This is a genomic window from Bacteroidales bacterium (assembly GCA_026418905.1).
Classification (GTDB): Bacteria; Bacteroidota; Bacteroidia; order Bacteroidales; family DTU049; genus JAOAAK01.
The window spans coordinates 22534-46662 of sequence record JAOAAK010000022.1 but is presented as its reverse complement, the minus strand read 5'-3'; the positions used below and the strand labels follow the sequence as shown (position 1 = coordinate 46662).

The following is a 24129-nucleotide window of genomic DNA, read 5'->3' as shown; positions in this document are numbered from 1 at the left end:
ATTATTCTTCTCCTGAACCTTCTTCTTTTAATTCTTCACCTTCCATATGCTTTTTTAGGAAACGATTTTTACGAGAAATTGGGGCAATATAATAGTTATATGCAGGTTCATTATCTCTCGATTTGAGTTCGCGTTGTTCAGGTTTTGTGTTAATGATGAGGTCATTCCATTCTTTAATCGAGGATAATGCAAGCATAGAGTTATTGGCGTAATCAAAAAAGAACCAGTCACTCCCAACAGCTAAATAAATGGTTAGGCGGTCCCCACCTCGACGTTGAGTTAGTTCTATAATGCCATCAACGTATTTATAAATTTGTTCGCTTCCAATCCATCCAATTCCTAATTTACCTGTTGACACGTAACTTTTTGTTTTTTTGTTGTATCGAAATGTTAAGTCAGTAAAGGTAATAGTTTTTTCGAGATTGGAAGGAAATTTTTTTAGGTAACCGTAAAGCATGTACTCTGATTCAATCTTTTGGCTTTCTTCAGGCGGAAAAAGCAATCCAAGGTATTTCGTAAACAGTTCAGATCTTACGTTGAAGGATTCAAGATCTGTTTTATTTTTAATAAGATCAGTCATTCGCTTGATACATTCAGTGTTAAAATGAAAATTAAGTTCACTAACTGTGTAAATTATAGTAGTGGTATCTTTCATAGAGTGGTCTATTCGCCCGTAATTATTCATTTTTACTCTTCCAAGGTTATTGCCGATGGTGAGTTTACCTTCGTTTCTGGTTTCACATTTATAAATGGAGAGACTCATCCAATTTCCAGGCAGAATGGGTTGTTCTAGTTTTTCTCTAGATGCAATACGATATTCGTTGCTTTGATGATCGAAAGTAAGAAAACCACTCGATGAAGCAACTTCGGCATCTCCCCCGACACGCTTATAACTAAGAAAAGCAGGATAAACACCAATAGTATCAGAGGAATTAAAATAAAGACCTGCATAAATACGCTTTCCTGCAGTATTAACAGGATTTTCACTTACTGGAATAAAAATTTCCATAGGATTAATTGAAGCAGTAAATTTAAGCCATTGACGGGGTAATGTATCACACTGGTGATGTATTCGAACTCCACCAGAGAAAGTAAGGAATTCTTCATTTGCTTTAAGAAAAACATCGCCATAAAAATCAAAATATGGGCTGAGTGTGAATTGTAAGGAATCTTTAATATAACCATGGCCAACTGTTTGTAAAGTTGCATCTACTGTAATGCTATCAAGAAATATTTTTTGAAGGTTTTCGATCTCATCTACGTAATCGTAATAACCATTAGCTTTGTAACTTTTTCTTCCGTAAATATTGACGCGTGCATTTTTTATCAAGTGGTATTTGGTTGTATTGTTAGCTAGAATTTGCGCATTTTCCAATGGAAGCATTTCTGCTTTTCTAAGTACGGTGACATTGCCATCACCTGGGAAGATTGTAGCATCGGCTACTTTGATGTATTTAACGTCGTAAGCATATATGATTTTTTCTTTTAAACTATACTTAGCGCGGGATGATCTAAAACGTAAAGAATCTTGAGCTGGGTGTACGGAGATAAATTCTGAACCACTTAAATCAATGTCAGCTAGTTCACGGACTGATAGGTTCTCATATGTTGGGATTTGCTTATCAATGCTTTGCATATCAATCTCATCCTTGTCCATATACCAATCAAAACGGTCCATATAACAGATGTATTCATTAACAGGAAAGCGAACTAAGGAAACTCCACCGTTGGAAATAAATCCACCTTTTCTTTCGTCGAAATCAACATGTCCTTTGTAATTTTTTGTTTCGAAAGCCAACTCGTTATAGTCAATTGTTTTAAGAAAAAAGTCGCATGTGTCAGTATCAAAAGTTCTTTCCTTGTATTTGAAATGTCGAGAAATAATAATAGCATTTTTGAATTCCATTTTACCTTTGCCAGACAATCCGGATGGGGTTAGAGTTAATTCTCCAGTAAGATTGGTTTCTTCCTTGTAAAGTTTAGCAGGTATATTTTGTGTCGAAACGGTCAGTTCATTTTTTTGAGGGTACCAAATTTCCTTTACGTCATGAGCTTCAACTGGAGGAATCGATACAGGACTTTTCTGAGCTTGAACATAAAAATCTTTAACTGTAGCAGTCATGAAATCAGGGAAAAAGAGAAAATCATTTCCTTTGCTCGTCGAGGATAAATAAGTTAAGGTACCCTCACCACGAAGTCCTTGGTTGGATAAATTAATTATCCCTTCAAATGAACCTTTTCCTCCATACGTTGCCAATCCTTTCGATGGGGTTTGGTATGTGAAACCCAATGAATAATCGGGCATCACCTTTAAAGGTTGAACGATATCAGGAAATATCCCAGCAGATTGTAAATACCCAGTAAATTGCAAACCGTCGGTAGAAAAATTATCGAGACTATCGATGGTAAATGGATCTATTCTATAAAAAAACTGGTCTCGAGGATATTTTCCAGGATATTTTGAATTGATGTCGTAGTAGACATAAGAATATTTTTTAGAATTAAAAATAGGGTATTCTGAAAATTGTTTTAAGCCACTTTTATTGTTTGGATGATCGATGAGCAAATCTCCAGAAAGATTTTCAACAACACTTTTAACCCGAACAAGGGGGTATTCTCCGTATTCATTTGGTTTTCTGCTTCTTACTTTAAATGTCATGGAATCTATGACAGGTAAATCCAATTTAAATTTTTCATAACTAAAACTAAAGTTTTTACCATAGTAATCAAATAAACCTGCATGGACACGTCCCGAAAAAAGAAAATCTCTGTTTTTTTTCACGATAATTTCTTGGTCTGTAGGATAAATCACTACGTTTTGAGAATCACTTAAAAACACACGGCTTACACCTCTTATTTTTAAGTCGTAATTGATCAGACTTAAGCTGGCATTGGCTTCTGCAGATATTTCTGAATTAAAAATAATCACGTCGTAATCTTGTTTGCCAGCTCGACAAGCTACATAATCGTAAACTTTATCGTGAACAAAAATATAGCCAGTGCGTGGATTGTAATCTATGAAATTTTTATAAGCGAGTTGAATCATTTGAGCTTGAATCTGTTCTATTTGAGTTTTTCGGTATTTTGCATAGTCTCTGATATGAAAGTATCGGCTTCCGATCGACTGGGCGTAATTTTTTAGGGTTTGAATAGGTGGTATTTCATCTATACCTCTTAACCTTTCATAACGGTCAACAGAAAAGTAGTTGAAAGATTCGAACCGAGCAAAACCACTTGAAGCAGGGCCCTTGATAGTGGTAAAATCCAATTTAGGTTCGCCCTTCTGCCATCTAAGTTCTTCGGCATAGATTTCTAATTTATGGTAAGTATCTATGAATGGTGCACTACCAAGACCCTCAATTTTATGCGGTATGATTGAAACTTCGTTGACTTCTATTTGTTTTGATGCACCTGTATTAGGATCTTTGATGATTCTATTTTGTATGTAAGAAACAGAGACAAAGTTGTGATAAATGCTGTCCCCTTCAAAATATATATTTATGGAAGCATCATCCGTAGTAAAGCTTTCCTTCTCCAACGATACACTTTGTGTATAAATTTTCATAAAAACTTTTCCATCTTTTTTCAGGGATAAAATGGCGGGTTCGGTTTCGTTTCCTGTTCCAAGAATAGAAGCACCTCGTTGAGTGAAGCTTCCTTCGTAGTCTATATTTTTATAAATATCTTTTAACTGAAATCTTGTCCCATAAGATTTGAAAACGGGATATCTAGCATCTTCAGGTTTTTTCGGAGGCATGAGTTTATCATTTAGAATTCCGAACAAGGGAGTTTCTCCAAAAATTTGTTTGTTGTAGAAAGTTACAGAATCTGCTGTAAAATCTCTTCCTTTAAGTTCGATTTTATAGTTGTTAAGTTGTGCATATACTGAATTTGGATTCAAACCGGCTCTGGTCCAAAAAACTTTACCTCCTTTGCCATACCACATGTTTTGCAAGGGGTAGTACCTACCTGATGTTTCGTAAATAACACTGCTATCACCATAAGCATAACAAGTGATATTAACGCGATTAAAAACAACAACAGGTTCTTCCTCAAAAATGAAATCATATTGATTATGACTGGCGACCCATTTTGTAGAATTAGAGACATACAGAACATTCCCCAAAAAAAGAGAATCGGTGGTATTAAAAAATTTAAGAAGTGCGTTGCCACTACCTTTTGATAAAAGTTTTTCAACAGATTGATTCCATGAAGTAAATGCTGAAGTAAGTTTACCGACTTTGGTCATGTCGATGAGTGTTTTGAGGTAAGTTTCTACATGGGGCTGAAGCTTGAGTTTTCGTTTGAGGATGTTGTTACATGTTTGGATAATTTGTTTTTTATTTTGATCCGTAATTTGCCCATTCCACCATGGTGTGATCTCGTTCTGAACAAAAAGTAAACCTTCCTTTTTGATGTCCTTTTGCTCAATTTCGTTGTACATTCCTGTAAGTTCCTGAATAAAAGAAGATGGATTGTCGGAAAAAAGTTTAATCTGGCACCATGAGAACAAGGGTACAGATAAAAATATAATAAAAAATTTTTTCATAGCTTTTCTTTATCAAATCGGGCAATAATCCATTCATTTTTATTTAAAAATTGTACCAATTCCATTCCATAACTAGAACATTTGGAGTCAATTTCAACTAAATCATCTACGAGAAAGCCACTCAGAAGGAGAGTACCACCGTGATTAAGATTTTTAACATAAAGCTGAATTTCTTCAAGCAATACGTTTTTATTAATGTTAGCTAAAATAGTGTCGAAAGTTTTTTCAGATATCAATTGAATGGTTCCTTTTATGAGATTGATATGGGAACAATGGTTTAACTCAAAATTCTCTTTTGCATTGGCGATTGACCAATCATCAATGTCACAGGCCCATATTTCTTTAGCTTTTTTAAGAAATGCGAAAATGGACAAAATTCCTGTACCCGTTCCCACATCTAGAATTGTTTTATCGAATAAATCTAAATTTAACATCATTTCCAACATGCCATATGTAGTAGAATGATGGGCGGTACCGAAACTCATTTTAGGCATAATGACAATTTCGTAGGGTATATCGGGTCTAGGAGAATGAAATGGAGCTCTCACATAAATTTTATCTTGGATGAGGACAGGGTCGTATGATGATTCCCATAAAAAATTCCAGTTTTGATCAGGAACTTTCTCAATGACATAAGGAGAAAAAATACCAGCTTCATGAAGAATTTTTTCCAGTTGAGTTTGATTGAAAAAACGCTCTTCTATAAAGGCATGCATAATGTTATTTTCTGTATAAAATCCTTCAAATCCTACAAAATACAACAACGTTACAATAGTTTCTTCGTCTGAATGTCGATCAAGTGAAAACTGAATATGTAACATTATGGATTTAACGCTTTGACAATGGCTTCGTATGAATCAGGTTTTAGCGAAGCACCACCTATAAGCCCGCCGTCTACATCGGGCATAGAAAAAATCTCATGAGCGTTTTCAGCAGTAATGCTGCCACCATACAAAATGGGGATGTCGTCAGCAATGTTAGAATTAAAGTGCTCGTTGATGGATTGACGAATAAAATGGTGCATTTCTTGGGCTTGTTCAGGTGTGGCGTTTACCCCAGTTCCAATAGCCCAGACAGGCTCGTAAGCAATGATCATTTTTTTAATTTCTTCGGCAGAAAATTGAAAAATAGTTTGCATGAGTTGTCCGTAAACAATGTCCATATGCCTATTCTGATAACGATGTGTAAGTTCTTCACCACAACAAAATACAGGGGTAAGATCATATTTTAGGACATGCTTAAGCTTTTTAACTAGTATTTCGCTGGTTTCAAGAAAATATTTTCTTCGTTCTGAATGTCCAATCAAAACAAATTGGACGTCAAATTCCTTGAGCATGTATAAAGCAATTTCACCAGTATATGCACCTTTTTCTTCATAGTGAACATTCTGAGCACCCAACTTAAACAAGTTGTTTTTGTTTAACTCATGGGCAAGTGGCATATATAGAAAAGGTGGAAAAATGATAAGTTCTATTTGTTGATTAAATGTGTAGTTTTCAAAAAAAGAAAAAAACGATTTAACTGAAGACTTATCCTGGTTCATTTTCCAGTTAGCTGCAGCAATTTTCTTCCTCATGTTTTTTGCAAAGATAAGAAAAGATAGGAAATAGCAATAAATTCAAAATTCCTAATTATTCCTAATTTTGTTATAAATCTGCAGATTAAAGATAATATGGGAATGTACGGGCTGAATGAGATAGAATTAAGATTATTTCAAGCTAAGTATCGAGAACTACTTCGTGCAGCTAAACATTTGATGGATGCAAAGGATAGAAAAAAAATTCGTTATGCACTGGATTTTGCAGCTGAAGCCCACAAAGGAATGAGAAGGAGAACAGGTGAACCTTTTATTTTTCATCCTTTAGAAGTAGCTATTATCGTTGCTAAAGAAATAGGACTAGGAACTACTTCCATCATAAGTGCACTTTTACATGATGTGGTGGAAGATACTGATCGAACTATCGAAGAAATAGAATCGATTTTTGGCAAGAAGGTAGCTATTATCGTGGAAGGTTTGACCAAAATTGCTTCACTCGTAGATCATCAGGAACTTTCTACAACTCAACAGATAGAAACTTATAAAAAAATTCTCCTAACACTTTCAGAAGACATACGAGTTGTTTTGATAAAACTTGCAGATCGATTGCATAATATGAGGACATTAGATGCTATGCCTTTAGAGAAACAAATTAAAATTTGTGGAGAAACTTCTAACATTTATGCTCCGTTGGCTCATAGACTTGGCCTTTACAACATAAAATCAGAGCTTGAAGATTTGGTGTTAAAGTATACAGATCCTGAAGTATATCAATCCATCGGAAAGAAACTCCAGGAAACGGAAGAAGCTCGAAGTCAATTTATACGTGATTTTATTAAACCCATTGAAGAAAAATTAAAGCAAACTCTTCCTTATCCGTTTGAAATTTATGGTCGAACTAAAAGCATTGCTTCTATATGGAACAAAATGAATAAGAAGGGTGTTCCATTCGAAGAAGTGTATGACATATTTGCTATTCGTATCATTATTAATGCTCCTCCAGCAGATGAAGTGGCTGCTTGCTGGCTGGCATATTCTGTGGTAACTAAAATTTACACACCCAACCCAGAACGGCTAAGAGATTGGATTTCTGTACCCAAACCTAATGGCTACGAAGCTTTACATATAACCGTCATGAGTCATACAGGTAAATGGGTGGAAGTCCAAATACGATCAACACGGATGAATGAAGTTGCTGAGCGTGGATATGCAGCGCATTGGAAGTATAAAGAAAACCAAAATGATGAAAATTCTCTCGACCATTGGTTGGTTAAAATCAATGAATTGCTTAAAAAACCTGAATCTAATGCACTGGATTTTTTGGATGAATTTCAGATTACTCTTGCCTCGGAGGAGATTTATGTTTTTACACCCAAAGGTGAACTGAAAACATTGCCCAAAGGTTCAACTGTTATTGATTTTGCATATGCTATTCATACTGATGTTGGTCATCGATGCATTGGTGCAAAGGTGAATCATCATTTGGTGCCACTCAATTTTCAATTGAAAAACGGTGATCAGGTCGAAATTTTGACCAGCGACAATCAACATCCTCGCGAAGAATGGCTTTTATGGGTAGTTACGCCAAAAGCTCGATCTCTTATTAAGCAATATCTTAAAGATGTCAAAAGAGCTCAAATGGAACAGGGGAAAGCGAAACTTGAAAAAATTTTTGCAGAGATAGGCCTCCCTTTTAACGAAGGGCAACTCCTGAAGTTGTCTCGTTATCTTGGATACGAAAATGATTATCAGAAAGTTTATTTGGATACATTTAATGGAAAAATAGATTCAAAAACTCTCAGGGGGTTTGCTTCAGCATATGGCAGAAATAAGTGGCTTAAATATATTCGAATGCCTTTTCTTAAACGTACTTCTGCTTCCAAACAAAAAAAAGACGAAACTATCGATCTAGATACAACAGCGGAAATATCTTATGTCATTTCTCCGTGTTGTCACCCCATTCCAGGTGATCCTATAGTTGGATGCGTAACAGCCCAAAATAAACTGGAAATACACAGGTCAAATTGTCCACAAGCTTTGAAATTTTCGTCGCAATTTGGAGACAGAATCAAAAAGGTTAAATGGCAAAAAAGTAATAGCATTGAATTCAAGACATTCATTGCAGTAGAAGGTATCGATCGGATAGGTATTTTAAGAGATATTAGTAGGATCATTTCAGAAGAAAACAACTTAAATATTCGTGCTCTTAATATCGAAGCTACGGAAGGAAAATTTTCAGGTATAATCTCACTTTACGTACACGATACCAAACATCTGCAACAACTCATTGATGAACTTTCGAAAATTGAAGGCATGATTTCCGTACGAAGAATGAGTTCTTTATAAGACAAGTGGGCCCACCAGGACTTGAACCTGGGACCTACTGATTATGAGTCAGTTGCTCTAACCAACTGAGCTATGGGCCCTATAAGCTTTGCAAAAATATTAACTTTTTTTAAAAAGATAAAAACTTTATTTTTTTATGTATTTTCTCATTCAAGCTTCATGTCATTATCATTAGCAAATTTTTGTTGGGATTGAATTACTTTGTTTTCTCCTTCAATGATCTTTTGAGCAGCCGTTTCTGCTAAGTTAGTAATTTTCTCGCTAAAATGATCTTGCCATGGCTGGTCGTAGTATTCTATGATTTTTTTGAATTCATTTTCAAGAGTTGAATTTACAATGTTATAAAATTGTTTAACTGATGACAGAAAGTATTTATCTTGTGGAATAGATTTCAGGTTATTGACAGTCGAACCACTGTATTTTACAATTTTTTTACAAAAATTGTATTGCTTTTTCAAATCATCTACAGTTACCTTTTCATCGAAAATTTTTGTATAAAGAAGACTAATATTATTATCTAGCAAAGTATAATAATAAATCACCTCATTATTATACTCAACCAGAGAATTTTGGGATTTTAATGACAAATGACCCAAAATCAAAATACTTACCAATAACAAAAATGTTTTTTTCATAAAAATTATTTTTTGTTACCACAAAGATAGTTTTTTTTAAAAATACAAGTTTTCTTTCACAATCATTTGATAAACTGGCTCAGGGACCATAAAACGAAAATTTTTCTTCTGGCTGATAAGTTCACGAACGTAACTACTACTTAATTCCAAAAGGGGTCCATCTAAAATTATGATGTTTTTTTGAGATGGGTAAGGGTTGTTTTCAAAACCTTTTCGTGGATAAACAAGAATATGATAATAATCTAGAATGGTCTGATAGGATTTCCATTTATGAAAAGTTTGGAGGTTGTCTGAACCCATAAGCAAGTAAAAAGTTTTATCTGAGTATTTTTCTTCTAATTTAATAAGCGTATGAATAGTATAGTGGGGAGGGGGTAAATAAAACTCAATATCACAAGGTTTGAAATATGGAAAATTACCGATGGCCCTTCTAACCATTTCGAGACGGGTACGAGCGGGTGCTAGACTGGATGAGTTTTTTAAAGGATTTTGAGGTGATACTACAAACCAAACCTCATTGACATAAGGAAGGTTTAAAACATAATTAGCTAAAACAAAATGTCCGACATGAGGTGGATTAAAACTACCAAAAAAAAGAACGATATTATTACTCATTTTTTAATTCTTCAAGGGGATCCCATAAAAGTTCCTTGAAACGTACTATTTGGTCGTTTTCTACTTCAATACCTTCCATACGGAGAAGTGTTTCCATAGCATATTGGCTACCAAAATGGTGCTTACCTGTCAAAACGCCATTGCGGTTCACGACACGATGGGCAGGAATAAAGTCCTTCGAACGCTTGGAAGCATTTAAAGCATATCCTACTACTCGAGCCGATAGACCAGAGCCAAGATATCGTGCGATGGCTCCATAGGTAGTGACTCTCCCCTGTGGTATTTTTTTCACCACTTCCCATACGAGTTCGAAAAAATCTTTTTTACTCCCAGCCTTCATCTTGATGAGGTAGGGCAAAGCAAATATACTTAATTTTTTTCCCTTGTTGTCGCCACATCTTTTCATAATAAGTTTGAATATCGTGCAAGAGAAAATTGTGTGGAAGTTTGTCAATATCATCACTTTGGAATAAAATAGGAAAGTTACTTTGTTGGCAAAGATGAGTCAAATCATAAAAAACTTCTTCATTATCAGTTTTTACGTGAATTTTTCCATGATCTTTGAGAAATTGACGATAAAACTGGAGGTATCGGTAAGATGTCAGCCTCTTGTTTTTTCTACCGCCAGGCTGTGGATCTGGGAAAGTTATCCACATTTCTTCCACTTCGTTATGATCAAACCAGTAGGGTAACAAGCCAATTTGGGATCGAATAAAAGCCACATTTGTGAGACCTTTTTCTTGCACATATTTAGCACCTTTCCACAATCGAGCTCCCTTTTGATCGACGCCAATGTAGTTGAATTTAGGGAAAATCTGAGCTAAACTCAAGGTATATTCTGCTTTACCACATCCTAATTCTAAAATGATGGGATTGTTGTTGTTGAAAAAATTTTTCTGCCAGAATCCTTTTAAAGGAAAACCATGAGGTACCAGTTTGTCATAGCTACACTCAAATACGTGAGAAAATGTCTTATTTTCGGCAAAACGCTGCAACTTCTTTTTGCCCATCTTTAATAGAGCTTCATCACTGCTAGATAGTAGAAGATGGTGATATGATACAGCTTTTAATATTTACGAATTTTCTCGTCCGATACGGTTAGTTTTTTCCTGCCTTTTGCACGCCTTCTAGCAAGGATTTTTCTACCATCGAGGGTCGACATTCTTTTGCGGAAACCGTGCTTGTTTCTTCTTTTTCTAACTGAAGGTTGGTACGTTCTTTTCATAAAGCAAGTAAGTTTTCAGCTTTGCAAAGGTATGAAAAATTTTTATTTACAAAACAAAAAAGTATTAACTTTGCAAACTCAAAATGGAGATCATCGTATGAAAAAAGGAATTCATCCAGAAAATTATCGACTAGTAGTTTTTAAGGATGTATCAAACAATTACGCGTTTCTTACTCGTTCCACGGCACAAACCAAAGAAACCATTGTATGGGAGGATGGGAAAGAGTATCCCCTTGTTAAACTAGAAATATCAAACACGTCTCATCCCTTTTTTACAGGTAAGATGAAATTGGTTGATACTACTGGCCGTGTGGATAAATTTATGAGTAAGTACAAAAAGCATTATAAAAGTCAATTCGACGAAGAATAAGAAAAATTGACCCATCCTTGCAAACTAGAATTGTTTTATTTGACGGAAAAGAAAGGTTACACCTTTTACCTCTAACATTTACAAGACCCGTCAGTTTTTTGCGTGTGGGTATATTAACTATTTATGAACGTTGGTGTAAAATTTTGCCCAATATTACTATTGAGGTTTTATCGCCTATATATTTGCGAGAGTTATATCCAATTTCCATGGAGCATGGCGATTGTATTTTAGTGAACGGGTCTTACCTTCCTGATATTCAACTGGCAGAAAAAATCGTACAACTTGGGCACGATGATGTGCTTTTAGATGAAAATCAAAACTTGATTGCCTTTGTCCAAGAACTAGGAAAAATAAATTTAAATTTTAATGATTATTTTGACCCTCAACCGTTTATACCAAAATTTTCAAAAAAAAATATTACACGGGCTGATAAAATTAATTATTCTTGGGATATTTTTTCGAAAGCTGATGTTGGGATTCGTTTTGATTTTAATCTAATAACTCGTGGCAGGACATCTGCTCATCTTTCAGCAGGAAATAAAAGTTTGAATGAGAAAAACATTTTTATAGAAGAGGGAGCACGGGTAGAGTTTTCCATTTTAAATGCTTCAACGGGACCGATTTATATTGGTAAAGATGCTGAAGTTATGGAAAATTGCTCCATTCGTGGACCTTTTGCTTTGGGCGAGCATGGAGTTCTTAAAATGGGAGCAAAAATTTACGGTCCAACCTCACTTGGCCCATATTGCAAAGTTGGTGGAGAAGTAAATAATAGTGTATTTTTGGGATTTTCCAACAAAGCACACGATGGTTTTATTGGTAATGCTGTGATTGGTGAATGGTGTAATATTGGGGCAGATAGCAATAATAGCAATCTAAAAAATACGTACGACGAAGTAAAACTATGGAGTTATGTTGAAAAATCTTTTATACGAACCGGTTTACAATTTTGCGGACTTATCATGGGAGATCATACCAAATGTTCTATCAATACGATGTTTAACACAGGAACTGTCATTGGTGTGAGTTGCAATTTATATGGAAGTGGATTTCATAAAAATTTTATTCCTTCTTTTACTTGGGGTGAGCCGGGTAAATATATTGTGTATCAGTTGGAGAAAGCCTTTCTTAGTATAGAACGTATGAAAGAACGGCGAGGTCTTAGTCTTTCTGAAACGGAAAAAAAAGTGCTAACTCATATTTTCGATCTAGAGAGAAACGAGAGAAAATAGTTTCTGGCATTTTAATTGAAAGTAAAAAGCAAGTTTAAGTACTGTTCTATGAAGAAAGATTTCGATTTATTTGATTTACAGACTCATGATCCTGTGAATGAAGATTTCATTTCTTTGACCACTACTCAAGAGAATTTGAATTTATTGGAAGAATCAGTGGATGACGAAGTGCCCATTATGATCCTACGTAATACTGTACTTTTCCCTGGCATTATTATGCCCATTACGATTGGCAGACGTAAATCGCTTGAACTCATTCGAACTGTTGAGCAAACTAAAACCATTATTGGGATTGTAGCGCAAGTAGATGCTAACATAGATAATCCTACTCCTTCTGACATTTTTTCAGTTGGCACTTTGGCAGATGTGCTCAAGATCCTCAAAATGCCTGACAATACCGTTACTGCTATTGTACAAGGAAAAAACCGATTCCGCATTCTTTCCGTTGTTCAAGAAGAACCTTTTTACAAGGCTCGTATCGAAACTTTGGATAGAGAAATTAATTATAAAATTCTTGATGATATTAACTTTCAAATTCTCATAACTAGCATTAAAGAAACGATTCAAAACATTGCACAGCATGATCCCGAAGGACGCGATCAATCCGTTTATACTTCAATACAAAAAATTGATAATCCGGTTTTTTTATTGAATGTGATTGCTTCCAACTTAAAGATTTCACATGTAGAGAAGCAAAAATTGCTAGAAATTGATGATTATGAAGCTCTTGCTACTGAAATACTTAAATACCTTGAAAAAGATTATCAATTTATTCTGATCAAAGAAAAAATTCATGAAAAAGTTAAAAGTGACATCGATAAACAGCAAAGAGACTATTTTTTAAATGTGCAACTAAAAGCTATTCAGGAAGAACTAGGTGGTGCTCCCCATGAACAAGAAATACAGGAAATTGAGAAAAAGGCTGCCCAGAAAAAATGGGACGATCGAGTTAAGGAAGCTTTTGAAAAAGAATTGGCAAAACTTCGCAGGATGAATCCTATGGCAGCTGAATTCAGCATCCAGCTAAACTATCTAGATTTTCTAGTTGATTTGCCTTGGAACGAGTATACTGAAGACAATTTCGACATAATTCATGCAAGAAAAATTTTGGATGAGGATCATTTTGGCTTGGAAAAAGTTAAAGAACGTATTATTGAATTTTTGGCTGTCTTGAAACTCAAAAAGGAACTTAAATCTCCTATTTTATGTTTAGTAGGACCTCCTGGAGTAGGTAAAACATCATTGGGCAAATCCATTGCTCGAGCCTTGGGAAGAAAATATGTAAGAATGTCATTGGGAGGTTTACGGGATGAAGCTGAGCTTAGGGGTCATCGAAAAACGTACATTGGTGCTATGCCTGGCCGAATCATACAAGGCATACGTAAAGCCAAATCTTCCAATCCGTTGTTCGTGCTAGATGAGATTGACAAAGTGGCAGGCATGAACGTGCAAGGTGATCCTCAAGCAGCTCTTCTTGAAATTCTTGATCCTGAACAGAATACCAATTTTTATGATAATTACCTGGAAATTGAGTATGACCTTTCAAAAGTTTTTTTTCTTGCAACCGCCAATACTTTGACAACAATTCATCCTGCTTTGCGGGATCGTATGGAAATCATAGAACTTAGTGGTTATACTCAGGAAGAAAAAGTTCAGATTGCTATGAGACACCTTGTTCCCAAACAACTAATTGAAAACGGCATGGAAAACAGTGGGTTAAAATTTACTCCAACCGTCATATCGAGAATCATTTGCGACTATACACGAGAATCAGGTGTAAGAATGCTTGAAAGAAATATTGCTAAGATTATTCGAGGTTATGCAGCGCGTTATGTGCAAGGTGAAAAGATGGGAACAATTAAGGTTAAAGACATACCAGTTTTCTTAGGTATCCCCATTTTCCAGAAGGAGAAAGCACTTAAAAAACCTATGGTGGGGCTCGCAACTGGATTGGCATGGACTATTTATGGAGGCGAAATTCTTTTTATTGAATCTTCTCTCAGTAAAGGTAAGGGCAACATCACCATGACTGGTAATCTTGGTGATGTGATGAAAGAATCAGTAACCTTGGCTTATGAATACATCAAAGCCAACGCAGCAGAACTTGGTATCAGTGAAGATGATTTTGAAAAATATAATGTGCATGTACATATTCCAGAAGGGGCTACGCCTAAAGATGGTCCCTCGGCTGGTATAACTATTTTTACGTCATTGGTTAGTCTTTTTAAAAACATTCCTGTTCGTACGGATGTTGCTATGACAGGTGAAATCACATTACGTGGTAAGGTCTTACCAGTTGGAGGGATTAAAGAAAAGATTCTTGCTGCCAAACGTGCTGGTATCAAGCATATTATTCTTTCTAGTGAAAACAGGGCCAACGTCGAAGAGATTGAAAAACACTATCTTGAAGGGCTAATCTTTCATTATGTTGATGAAATGTACGAAGTTTTGCCGCATGTCTTGGTAAAAAAATAATTCATGAAAATTGCAAAGATTTGCTTAAAAAGCTAATACTTCTTCCAGTCAGGAGGTGTAATGCCATGTTCAACTTTTCGGGTGTTTCTTTCAACTACTATGTTAGTAAGTGGTACATGTTCCCATTTGCCTTTTTTGAAACGAAGGCCATTCATCATATCGTCGCGAGGGAAATAAAATGAGAACATTCCTTCAAAATCCTTAGCAATTGGTGCCAGATTATCAAATACCACAAGATTTTCATTAATTTCTTTAATTGTAGTTTTTTTTGTCCAACCCTTTTGGGCTTGAAAATCGTTTTTGTTCTTTTTATCTTTTTTTTGTTTTTTTTCTTTTCGTGTGGTAGTAATTAAGCGATAAGTGATCGATTGATATCGAGCAATCACTAGTGCTTCAGGGCTATACCTGAGAATAATCCGCTTTTTTTGGCCATATCCTTTACCTTTAAAATAATTTTTACCAAAAACGGGCATTCCGTGAAAATCAAACCCAAGTGTTTCAATAATTTTCTCACGATAGAATGGGTTTTCTCCGTTCCATCCTATGAGCAAAAAATATTTTTCGCCCTTATATTTTTCTTCGACAAGCTGGTAATATACGGCAGGGTACCAATTACCATTTTTTAATATGGTTTTTTCTGGATTTTCAGAAGGTGAAAGTTTGATGTTTTTTAGTTCAACGACTTTGTTAGGTTTACCTCGAATGACCATGTAACCATATATTTCGTACCGAGCATTATCTTCAAGAGGGAAGGCATAGGTGAAAATTCGAAATTGTTCATCCGAGGGTGAAACCCATGTAATAATTGGCAATGAATCAAAATTGATGTTGAAAACATCATCTCGTCGAATATTTTGCAAAAAGTAACGTCTGAATTGTTCATGTGCTTTAAGGCGTTCCATGTCGAAATGGGCATTGAACATAATATTCATACAGATTTTCATAGAGTCAAGGTATATAGGTTGAGTCTCTTTTTTATTTTGTGGTTTCGTCAATAGGAACGAAAGGAGGAATGTGAACAAAAAAATTACTTTTCTCTTCATCAGAGCAAATATACATGAAGTTTTTACAATCAGTAAAAGAATAAACTAAAGAAATAGATAAAAACCATTTTCATTTCCATGGTGCTGTAATTGTTTACTAATAATTTTCCATGATTCATGGTAAAATTAGTAGCATTTTTCAAGGCACATAGTAGGGAGTATGTTGTTTGTCACTTGATTCAAGTGTGGATATAAATCTGTTGTTGGATAGATTTTTTAATTGACAATTTAATAATTTATCATAAATTTGCTTCAACATTAAAACAAATGTTTATGAAAAAATGGAGTTTTTTATTAGGGGCGGTGATTGTTGTGGTTATGCAAGCGCAAATTGCAGGGGTGCGAAACATTCCTAGTGCCAATTACCCCACCATAGCTTCCGCCTTTGATAGTTTGAACACCTACGGTGTCGGACAAGGGGGCGTTACATTTATTGTTCAAGGTGGCTATGTAGAGTCTATAACAAATGTGTTGCTCCTTACTGCTACAGGTACTGCAGCTAAACCAATTGAATTTACTTGGGATGGAATTGGACCTAAGCCAAAAATTCAGCGAACGGATGGGGGTAGTGTTAGCACATCTATTTTAGGAGGATATGGAGACGCTGTAATTCAGTTTAGTGGGACTGATTATTTAACATGGAGGGGAATTGATATTGCATCATTAAATCAGGGAATTGAATATGGAATACTGACTCACAAACCTGATGGAACCAATGGATGTCAGAATATTTTGATAGAAGGCTCAAAAATTCAAATGACAAGTGGATCTAGTGGGTATGTAATGGGAATTTACATAGGCAACGGAACAACAAGTCCATCTTCTGCAACAGGTGTAACCGTATCGGTTCCGTCTGGAAAAAATAAAAACATATTTTTGAGTCGAGACACTATAGTCCAAACCCATGCAGGAATATACGTGAGAGGATTCAACAGCGCCAATTTATGTGATTCTGCAATTTCCATAGATCGGTGTGCTGTATGGAACTATGGAGGTGGAAATGCTTCAGCAACCTATGGAATTTATTACATTTATGCTCGCGATCTTGCTGTTACCAACAACAACATTGTAAGCAATAACCACACATCTACATTATACGGTATTTTCTTTTCTTCCGGTGTATTAGGTAATTTAACTGTTAACAATAATTTTATCTTATTAGGTAACACATCAGTCAATAGCGTGACTTACTATATTTACAATGGTAATACGGTAAATAATGAAACTTACTTAAGTAACATTTTTCAAGGTAATAATTTCTCGTCAACTGGATCTGTTTATTTCATATACTCTAGCAATGGAACGCTTAATAAAACTATCTCTGGAAATCAGGTGACTTTATTTAATCGAACAGCAACTTCTGGAACTACATATGGCTACTATAACCTTGGTAGTCCTGGTTCTGGTTGGGAAAATATTGTGAATAATGCATTCAATAATATAACAATTGCTGGTAGTTCATCTTTTTATGGCATATATACTTATACTGCTTCTGGTCATAATCATCTTGTACGTCTTAATCAATTTAATAACATTACAGTTGGTACAGGTACTTCATACCTGGTCAATGTTCAAAGTGGCCAAACAGCTATCATTGACTCCAATGTTATTGGAAATACTAACATTACGGCAGGAGGAAATTTATATGGAATTTTCGTATCGAACTTAGCCAATGCTACTATTGAAAAAAATCAGATTTCTAACTTGCAGACCTCTGGTTCTATTCTTTATGGATTATCGATCTCCGGTACAAATTTATTTGTAAATAGAAATACAATTCAAAATTTACGCTCGACTAATACTTCTCCTACGGTGGTGGGCATTTATGTTAATGGTGGAAATTCTGTGATTCAGAATAACATAATCACTGAACTTTACAGTCCGAATGTGGCTAATAATACCAATGCTGTTCGTGGCGTTCAGATTACTTCTTCTGCAACAAGTGTAAAACTATATAACAATAGCATTTATCTTGATGCAACTGCTCCTTCGGCAACCAATTTTGGGACATCTGCAATTTTTGCTGATGTTGGCCCATCTGTTGAAATAATTAACAATATCATAATTAATAATTCTACTCCCATGGGTACAGGTTTAACAGTTGCATACCGACGAAGCGGAACCACTATTAGTACTTATGCTACTTCTTCTAATTACAATATATTTTATGTTAATGCATTTGCTGCAAATTGCTTCTATTACTCTGATGGAACCAATAATTTTAATAATTTTAATAATTTTAAGCTTTTTGTATCTCCGCGTGAAAGTATGAGTCAAACTGAACTTACTCCTTTTATTAATGTAGCTGTTTCACCTTATGATTTACATGTCAAGACCAATGTTCCCACTTTTGCTGATGAGGGAGGAATTCCTTTGACGTCGGTTGTAACAGATATAGATGGTCAGCCTCGTCACCCACAATCACCAGATATAGGAGCAGATGAATTTACTGGTATACCCATTTATACGTGCACTGCACCTGTGCAAGGTAATACGTTAGCCAGCCAAGATAGCATTTGTTTAGGAAACTCTGTGACTCTCAGTATTGCTCCCACTTCGGGCACAGGTGTTGTTTATCAGTGGCAAAAATCAATTGATGGTGTTAATTTTATAAATATACCTGGAAATAGTCCGAATGTAGTGGTTACTCCTGGTGAACCCACTTTCTATCGTTGTGTCACTATATGTAAAGCTGGCCCTGATACGGTAGCTTCTATTCCTGTTCTGATAGACTTTAAGAACAAAGTATTATCCTATACCTCTGGTTCTGTTTGTGGAGAGCAAGTCATTAGCATAACCGCAACAGGCAATCCTGGAACAGGAATTTCGTGGTTCAGCGCCCCAGTGGGAGGTACTTTTTTGAATTCAGGAAATGTTTTTCAAGTCCCCACTATCTCTTCTGATACAGCTTTTTACGCATCAGCATGGACGATGACTAGCTCTAATATTGCAATAGGTGCGGGTTCCTTAACCAGTACAAGTTATGAAAGTCCATTTTATCATCTTTATGGTGGTCTTAAAACTCAGTACTTGATCCTGGCATCCGAGTTGCAGTCAGTTGGATTCACTGGTGGTAACATTAATTCTATTTCTTTTGAAGTTACCTCTGTTGGGGTACCTTATCAAAATTTTACTTTAAGCATGGGAACTACATCTCAAAATGCAATGACGACAACCTTTGTTTCTGGTTTACAACAGGTTTATGCTGTCTCATCGTTTACCCCAGTAGTAGGAGTTAATACTATTACTTTCACAAATCCCTTTTATTGGGATGGGACATCCAATTTAGTAATTGAATTTTGTTGGAGCAATAATAATACTGGTGGTACTTCTTCCCATGTTAAATATGATAATACACCTTACGTAGCCGAAGCTTATTATAGGGCAGATAACCAACCAGCATCGACTCTGTGTGCAGTTACAACAGCCACATCAACTTTAAGCCGGAGGCCGAAATTTGGATTTAATGTACAAAGTTTTTGCTATAGTTTCCGTGTTAAGGTACCTGTTACCTATGTTTCAGCACCACCAGTTTCTATAATTAGCGTTGACACGATTTGTACTGGGCAAAACGTGCTATTACAAGCTTCAAGCCCTAATGCTGGTTATTCATATACATGGTTGCCCGGCAATGTAACTGGAAACATTGCAACTTTTGCTCCGACTGTGAATACCATTTATACATTAATTGCTGAAGATTTGTCTGGAGGACCTCATAATGGTTGCAAAACACACACTGATAAGTTAATTACGGTGGGTAATGTTTTTCCTGTTATAGATTCTGTTGTAGCTTCAGCTTTGAAAGTTTGTGAGGGTACGCTTATCGATTTGCATGGTTATTATAATACTTCATATTCGTATGTTGATACTTTATTGTCTGAAAGTTTTGAATCTGGAGCGTTACCAACAGGGTGGGTAGCTCAGACCGATGTTGATGGAAACGGAGTAAATGCTACTTTTTATTACGTAACAAGTAGTTCTTATCCAACAGGTTTTACACCTCAACATGGAAATCGCTTTTTAAGATTTAATTCCTATTCTATAAGTGATGGTAATATGGCACGTTTAATTACTCCTGTGATTAATACGTTCAACTTTTCTAATTTACATCTCAGTTTTTACTGGACCAACGATGATGGATATCCAAATGATCCCGATAGAATGATTATACAATATTCTTTTGATAAAAATTCATGGTTTAATATTGACTCTGTCACTAGATACGGTACTTCCGATCAGTGGATTAACGTAGATTTATCGTTGCCTTCAGTTTTGCAAAATACCAATTTCTATCTAGGATTTCTTTTTGTCTCATCTTATGGCAATGATTGTCATGTAGATTACATTAACTTATATGGTCAATTTTCTGATACTCTTCCTGCAACAGTCTATTGGACGAGCAATCCGCCTATGACTTTGCCAGATAGTAATATAATTACCAATGTTCTATTGAATACTACAACAACCTTTACTTTCCATGTGAGAAATGCTTTCTATTGCGAAGATTCAAAGAATGCGACCGTAATGGTTATTCCATATCCTGTGGTTAATTTGCCTAATACTGTTACATCAGAAGTGAATGATACTGTGAATTTAGATGCTGGGAATCCTGGTGCTAGTTATCAATGGTTTGTGAATAATTCTTTAACAGATACTACTCAGACCATAAATTTAGTTTCATCAGTTCCCGATACATTGCATGTGAAAGTCATTGTCACAAATGAAGGTTTATGTTCAACTACTGATTCCACCGTTGTTATTTTCTACGTAGTTCCAGTTGGTTTAACTGATGAAATGCCCACTATCAGGATTTATCCTAATCCTGCTTCAGATAACATTTATCTGCAATTTGATAAGATTGAAGTAGGAGATTATAATCTCACGGTGGTTTCTCTCAGAGGTGATGTTATGTATTCTGCTATTGTTGCTTTGGATGGAACACCCATTCGTTTGAATGTTGGTTCATATCCTGCAGGTCAGTACTTTATTCATCTCTGTAGCAATCAAATCGAAGCTAAGATTCCTTTGATTATTATAAGATAAGAAGTAGGACCTTTTACAACCGCCCTTCGGGGCGGTTTTTTATTTATTGCTAATTTTGCATACCATGTGCGGTATTTGTGGTTTTTACGATTCAATCGATGATGGGGATTCGCTCTTATCGTCTATGTTGGACCTACTTGCACACCGTGGACCGGATGAAGCTAGGCGGTTCCGTCATGGGAATTTTTATCTTGGGCACAGACGTCTCTCCATTATAGACCTCAATACTGGAAGTCAGCCTATTTTTAATGAAACCCGTTCTATTGCAGTGATATTTAATGGAGAAATATACAATTTTGCTGATTTACGTAAGGAGCTTATTCGAAAAAACCACGTGTTTTATACAAAAACAGATACAGAAATACTCGTTCATCTTTATGAAGATGAAGGAATTTCTTTTTTATCACGGCTTAATGGAATTTTTGCTTTTGCCCTTCTTGACTTAAAAGAAAATAAGCTTATATTGGCAAGAGATCATTTTGGTGTAAAACCTTTGCATTATTATTTTGATGGAAAACGTTTTATTTTTGCTAGCGAACAAAAAGCCATATTGCTTCATCCAGCTGTACCACGAAAAATTAATTTTTGTGCCCTTCATCAGCAGATAAATCTCAGGTATCATCAGTCGAATGAAACATTGTTCGAGGGAATTTATAGGCTTCCCCCTGCACATTACCTTGTTTTCAATGGTTCTGACATTGAATTGAAAAAATATTGGTGCTTGTCCCCTCATATTAACATCCATCTATTGGAAGAAGAAGCCGTAGATGGTATTCATTTTTATATACGACAAGCTGTAAGTAGGCAATTAATTTCGGATGTGCCTTTAGGAGTATATTTGTCTGGAGGAATGGACTCATCGACCATCGTGCAAAAGATGTACGAGCTCGGTGTGAGTGATATTCACACATTTACGCTGGGATTCAATGAACCAACCGATGAATTTACCGATGCCGAAATAGTAGCACGACATTTTCAGACTCAACACCATACTCTTACTTTAGAACTAGAACCTTTGACAAAATTTCCTGCGGTGATTTGGCATGCCGAGGAACCGAAGATTAACTTATTACAAGGTTATCATTTATCCGAATTTGTTCGTCAATACATTACAGTGGCTCTTGGAGGGCTTGGAGGGGACGAGTTATTTGGGGGGTACGACATTCACCGTTATATATATCCATTGCGCAAACTTCATAAGACCATACCTAAATGGATGCAACGCCTTGGTCGTTGGAAGTCGGATTTTCTCTTTAAACTTCAGCAATATCCAGGTTGGATCAAACTGGATGAATACAGAAGAGGAATTCAAATGTTGCTCGCAACTGGCCAAATCGAACGGACTTATTTGATTTTACGTAATGCATGGGATTACGATGAAGCATATTTCGATACGATCTATCATCCATCGGTGTCTTTTCGACTTAAATCAGAAATCAAACGGATACGGGAGGAATTTGCACCTTTGTTCAACCTCGCTGAGAATTTTGATCCTCTTGATCAAGTTTTTTTTGTTGAATTTCATTCGAAAATGGTCAACGACTATTTGCTTACCGAAGATCGAATGTCCATGGCTCACGGGGTGGAAGAAAGAGTTCCTTTTCTTGACATAGATTTAGTTAATTTTGCTTTTTCGATACCTGTTCACTTGAAAATGAAAGGAAACCAGACGAAATATCTTTTCCGGAAAGCAATGGAAGGACACCTCCCGGAACCGATCTTACGAAAGAAGAAATGGGGATTTACTGTCAATCCATATTTGCAGTTTCAGAAAGACCTCAAAAATGTAGCAGAAAAAATTTTAACTCCATCTTTTGTCGACCAACAAGGCATTTTTAATTATGCTTTCATTCAAAAAATATTACATGCAAGACCATCTCCTCGGCTAAGATGGCATTACAATTTCTTGTGGATTCTTGTGGGCATAGCAATATGGCAGGAGATGTTCATACGTACTGATCGTTTTAAAGAAAAAGAGTTTAATCTTGAAACTTATTTTCATCTATGAAATATTCCATCATTGTGGCTACGTATAACAGAGCAGATGAAATACGAGAGCTACTCGATTCAGCTTTGCAGCTTGAATTTGATCCTACGAAATTTGAGTTGATTATTGTTGATGATGGTTCTACGGATAATACGTTCGAAATTGTGCAAGAATATCAAGATAAAGTACCTTTCTCCTTGAAATATATAGTACAAAATCATGAAGGACCTGGTTCAGCACGGAACCGTGGGATGCAGGAAGCTCAAGGAGAGTACTTTTTGTTTGTTGATTCTGACGTTATTTTGCCATCACAATGGCTAAAAAAAATCGATGAATACCTTCAAATTAATCCTGTAGATGCTTTTGGTGGGCCAGATACGGACCATCCATCTTTCCCCCCCCTTCTAAAAGCAATTAATTATGCTATGACCTCTTTTATTGGTACAGCTGGCACAAGAGGATCGAGGCGATCGCTGCAGAAGAAATTTTATCCTCGTAGCTTCAACATGGGGATTTCACGAAAAGTATGGAAAAGCATAGGGGGCATGTCATCACTGAGGCATGGGCAAGATATGGATTATTCTGCCCGTATTTATGAACATGGCTTTCGAGTAGGGTTAATAGCAGATGCCTATGTGTATCACAAGCGACGTACCTCATGGAAAAAATTTTTCAAACAAATTTTTAACTGGGGTGTTGCTCGCATTAATCTTTGGAAAAGGCACAAATCCATGTTAAAATGGATTCATCTCATACCTGCATCGTTTGTTTTATTGGTTTTTGTAACGGCTATTGTATCTATTTTTTTCTGGTGGGGTAAATTCTTTTTATATTTTTTGTTGCTTTTAATACTTTTTATTTTGAGCGTAGCCATGATTGAATCTTTTTTCCGATACCATAGCGTCAAAATTTCAATCATGTCAGTCTTGGCAATTTTCATTCAAATCTCAGCATATGGATTGGGAACTTTGACCGGATTTTTTCAGATATTGACTGGAAAAAAAGAAGCACAAGGTTTTGTAAAAAATTATTATCGCTGAGATTCAAATTCATCTAATTTTGTAAAAATACT

The 24129-nt window shown here is 35.8% G+C and carries 16 protein-coding genes and 1 tRNA gene; 7 read left to right on the top strand and 10 right to left on the bottom strand.

Annotated elements, in window-relative coordinates; all coding sequences use genetic code 11:
• Position 1: 1 nt before the first annotated feature.
• The 3 genes from N2Z72_04725 to tpiA are packed head-to-tail and all read right to left on the bottom strand — an operon-like array spanning position 2 to position 6125.
• A complete protein-coding gene (locus N2Z72_04725) occupies positions 2 to 4549 on the bottom strand; it encodes a hypothetical protein (protein MCX7696983.1) in 4548 nt (1515 codons plus the stop codon).
• Entirely contained in the window at positions 4546 to 5370 is an 825-nt protein-coding gene (prmA, locus tag N2Z72_04720) for a 50S ribosomal protein L11 methyltransferase (protein ID MCX7696982.1), read from the bottom strand. The genes N2Z72_04725 and prmA overlap by 4 nt, the downstream gene beginning before the upstream one ends.
• Positions 5370 to 6125, bottom strand: a complete 756-nt coding sequence (gene tpiA, locus N2Z72_04715) for a triose-phosphate isomerase (protein ID MCX7696981.1) — start codon at positions 6123 to 6125, stop codon at positions 5370 to 5372. The genes prmA and tpiA overlap by 1 nt, the downstream gene beginning before the upstream one ends.
• 96 nt (positions 6126 to 6221) lie before the next feature.
• Here tpiA and N2Z72_04710 point away from each other — a divergent pair, with 96 nt between their 5' ends.
• A complete protein-coding gene (locus N2Z72_04710; protein ID MCX7696980.1) occupies positions 6222 to 8432 on the top strand; it encodes a RelA/SpoT family protein in 2211 nt (736 codons plus the stop codon).
• Between the two features lie 6 nt (positions 8433 to 8438).
• Here N2Z72_04710 and N2Z72_04705 read toward each other — a convergent pair.
• From N2Z72_04705 to rpmH, 6 genes are all read right to left on the bottom strand, one after another.
• Positions 8439 to 8512, bottom strand: a tRNA-Ile gene (locus N2Z72_04705).
• A 66-nt stretch (positions 8513 to 8578) separates the two neighbouring features.
• Positions 8579 to 9067 (bottom strand): hypothetical protein, encoded by a 489-nt coding sequence (locus N2Z72_04700; GenBank protein ID MCX7696979.1) that lies wholly within the window; start codon positions 9065 to 9067, stop codon positions 8579 to 8581.
• A gap of 36 nt (positions 9068 to 9103) precedes the next feature.
• Positions 9104 to 9682: a nicotinate (nicotinamide) nucleotide adenylyltransferase gene (gene nadD / locus N2Z72_04695; protein ID MCX7696978.1), complete on the bottom strand. Its 579-nt coding sequence runs from the start codon at positions 9680 to 9682 to the stop codon at positions 9104 to 9106.
• The gene (locus tag N2Z72_04690; protein ID MCX7696977.1) at positions 9675 to 10022 is read right to left on the bottom strand and encodes an MGMT family protein; all 348 of its coding nucleotides are present in this window, start codon (positions 10020 to 10022) and stop codon (positions 9675 to 9677) included. The genes nadD and N2Z72_04690 overlap by 8 nt, the downstream gene beginning before the upstream one ends.
• Positions 10006 to 10692 carry a tRNA (guanosine(46)-N7)-methyltransferase TrmB gene (trmB, locus tag N2Z72_04685; GenBank protein ID MCX7696976.1) on the bottom strand — a complete coding sequence of 229 codons (687 nt, stop codon included), beginning with the start codon at positions 10690 to 10692 and terminating at the stop codon, positions 10006 to 10008. Before trmB ends, N2Z72_04690 begins: the two co-directional genes overlap by 17 nt.
• A gap of 56 nt (positions 10693 to 10748) precedes the next feature.
• A complete protein-coding gene (rpmH, locus tag N2Z72_04680) occupies positions 10749 to 10907 on the bottom strand; it encodes a 50S ribosomal protein L34 (GenBank protein MCX7696975.1) in 159 nt (52 codons plus the stop codon).
• Between the two features lie 97 nt (positions 10908 to 11004).
• On the opposite strand from rpmH, the gene N2Z72_04675 reads away from it, so the two are divergent.
• The 3 genes from N2Z72_04675 to lon are packed head-to-tail and all read left to right on the top strand — an operon-like array spanning position 11005 to position 14984.
• Positions 11005 to 11277: a type B 50S ribosomal protein L31 gene (locus N2Z72_04675; protein ID MCX7696974.1), complete on the top strand. Its 273-nt coding sequence runs from the start codon at positions 11005 to 11007 to the stop codon at positions 11275 to 11277.
• Between the two features lie 17 nt (positions 11278 to 11294).
• Positions 11295 to 12509 (top strand): GlmU family protein, encoded by a 1215-nt coding sequence (locus N2Z72_04670; protein ID MCX7696973.1) that lies wholly within the window; start codon positions 11295 to 11297, stop codon positions 12507 to 12509.
• Between the two features lie 48 nt (positions 12510 to 12557).
• Positions 12558 to 14984 (top strand): endopeptidase La, encoded by a 2427-nt coding sequence (gene lon, locus N2Z72_04665; GenBank protein ID MCX7696972.1) that lies wholly within the window; start codon positions 12558 to 12560, stop codon positions 14982 to 14984.
• A 32-nt stretch (positions 14985 to 15016) separates the two neighbouring features.
• On the opposite strand, the gene N2Z72_04660 is transcribed toward lon, so the two are convergent.
• Positions 15017 to 15916 (bottom strand): hypothetical protein, encoded by a 900-nt coding sequence (locus N2Z72_04660; GenBank protein ID MCX7696971.1) that lies wholly within the window; start codon positions 15914 to 15916, stop codon positions 15017 to 15019.
• A 384-nt stretch (positions 15917 to 16300) separates the two neighbouring features.
• Here N2Z72_04660 and N2Z72_04655 point away from each other — a divergent pair, with 384 nt between their 5' ends.
• From N2Z72_04655 to N2Z72_04645, 3 genes are all read left to right on the top strand, one after another.
• Positions 16301 to 21070, top strand: a complete 4770-nt coding sequence (locus tag N2Z72_04655) for a hypothetical protein (GenBank protein ID MCX7696970.1) — start codon at positions 16301 to 16303, stop codon at positions 21068 to 21070.
• A 64-nt stretch (positions 21071 to 21134) separates the two neighbouring features.
• A complete protein-coding gene (asnB, locus tag N2Z72_04650) occupies positions 21135 to 23078 on the top strand; it encodes an asparagine synthase (glutamine-hydrolyzing) (GenBank protein ID MCX7696969.1) in 1944 nt (647 codons plus the stop codon).
• Positions 23075 to 24097 (top strand): glycosyltransferase, encoded by a 1023-nt coding sequence (locus N2Z72_04645; protein MCX7696968.1) that lies wholly within the window; start codon positions 23075 to 23077, stop codon positions 24095 to 24097. The genes asnB and N2Z72_04645 overlap by 4 nt, the downstream gene beginning before the upstream one ends.
• Positions 24098 to 24129: the final 32 nt, after the last annotated feature.

Coding starts and splice junctions, on each gene's coding strand:
- tpiA (MCX7696981.1), bottom strand. CDS start 6,125: ATGAGGAAGAAAATTGCTGCAGCTAACTGGAAAATGAACCAGGATAAG.
- N2Z72_04710 (MCX7696980.1), top strand. CDS start 6,222: ATGGGAATGTACGGGCTGAATGAGATAGAATTAAGATTATTTCAAGCT.
- lon (MCX7696972.1), top strand. CDS start 12,558: ATGAAGAAAGATTTCGATTTATTTGATTTACAGACTCATGATCCTGTG.
- N2Z72_04655 (MCX7696970.1), top strand. CDS start 16,301: ATGAAAAAATGGAGTTTTTTATTAGGGGCGGTGATTGTTGTGGTTATG.
- N2Z72_04660 (MCX7696971.1), bottom strand. CDS start 15,916: ATGAATATTATGTTCAATGCCCATTTCGACATGGAACGCCTTAAAGCA.
- prmA (MCX7696982.1), bottom strand. CDS start 5,370: ATGTTACATATTCAGTTTTCACTTGATCGACATTCAGACGAAGAAACT.
- N2Z72_04645 (MCX7696968.1), top strand. CDS start 23,075: ATGAAATATTCCATCATTGTGGCTACGTATAACAGAGCAGATGAAATA.
- N2Z72_04700 (MCX7696979.1), bottom strand. CDS start 9,067: ATGAAAAAAACATTTTTGTTATTGGTAAGTATTTTGATTTTGGGTCAT.
- N2Z72_04690 (MCX7696977.1), bottom strand. CDS start 10,022: ATGAAGGCTGGGAGTAAAAAAGATTTTTTCGAACTCGTATGGGAAGTG.
- trmB (MCX7696976.1), bottom strand. CDS start 10,692: ATGGGCAAAAAGAAGTTGCAGCGTTTTGCCGAAAATAAGACATTTTCT.
- nadD (MCX7696978.1), bottom strand. CDS start 9,682: ATGAGTAATAATATCGTTCTTTTTTTTGGTAGTTTTAATCCACCTCAT.
- rpmH (MCX7696975.1), bottom strand. CDS start 10,907: ATGAAAAGAACGTACCAACCTTCAGTTAGAAAAAGAAGAAACAAGCAC.
- asnB (MCX7696969.1), top strand. CDS start 21,135: ATGTGCGGTATTTGTGGTTTTTACGATTCAATCGATGATGGGGATTCG.
- N2Z72_04675 (MCX7696974.1), top strand. CDS start 11,005: ATGAAAAAAGGAATTCATCCAGAAAATTATCGACTAGTAGTTTTTAAG.
- N2Z72_04725 (MCX7696983.1), bottom strand. CDS start 4,549: ATGAAAAAATTTTTTATTATATTTTTATCTGTACCCTTGTTCTCATGG.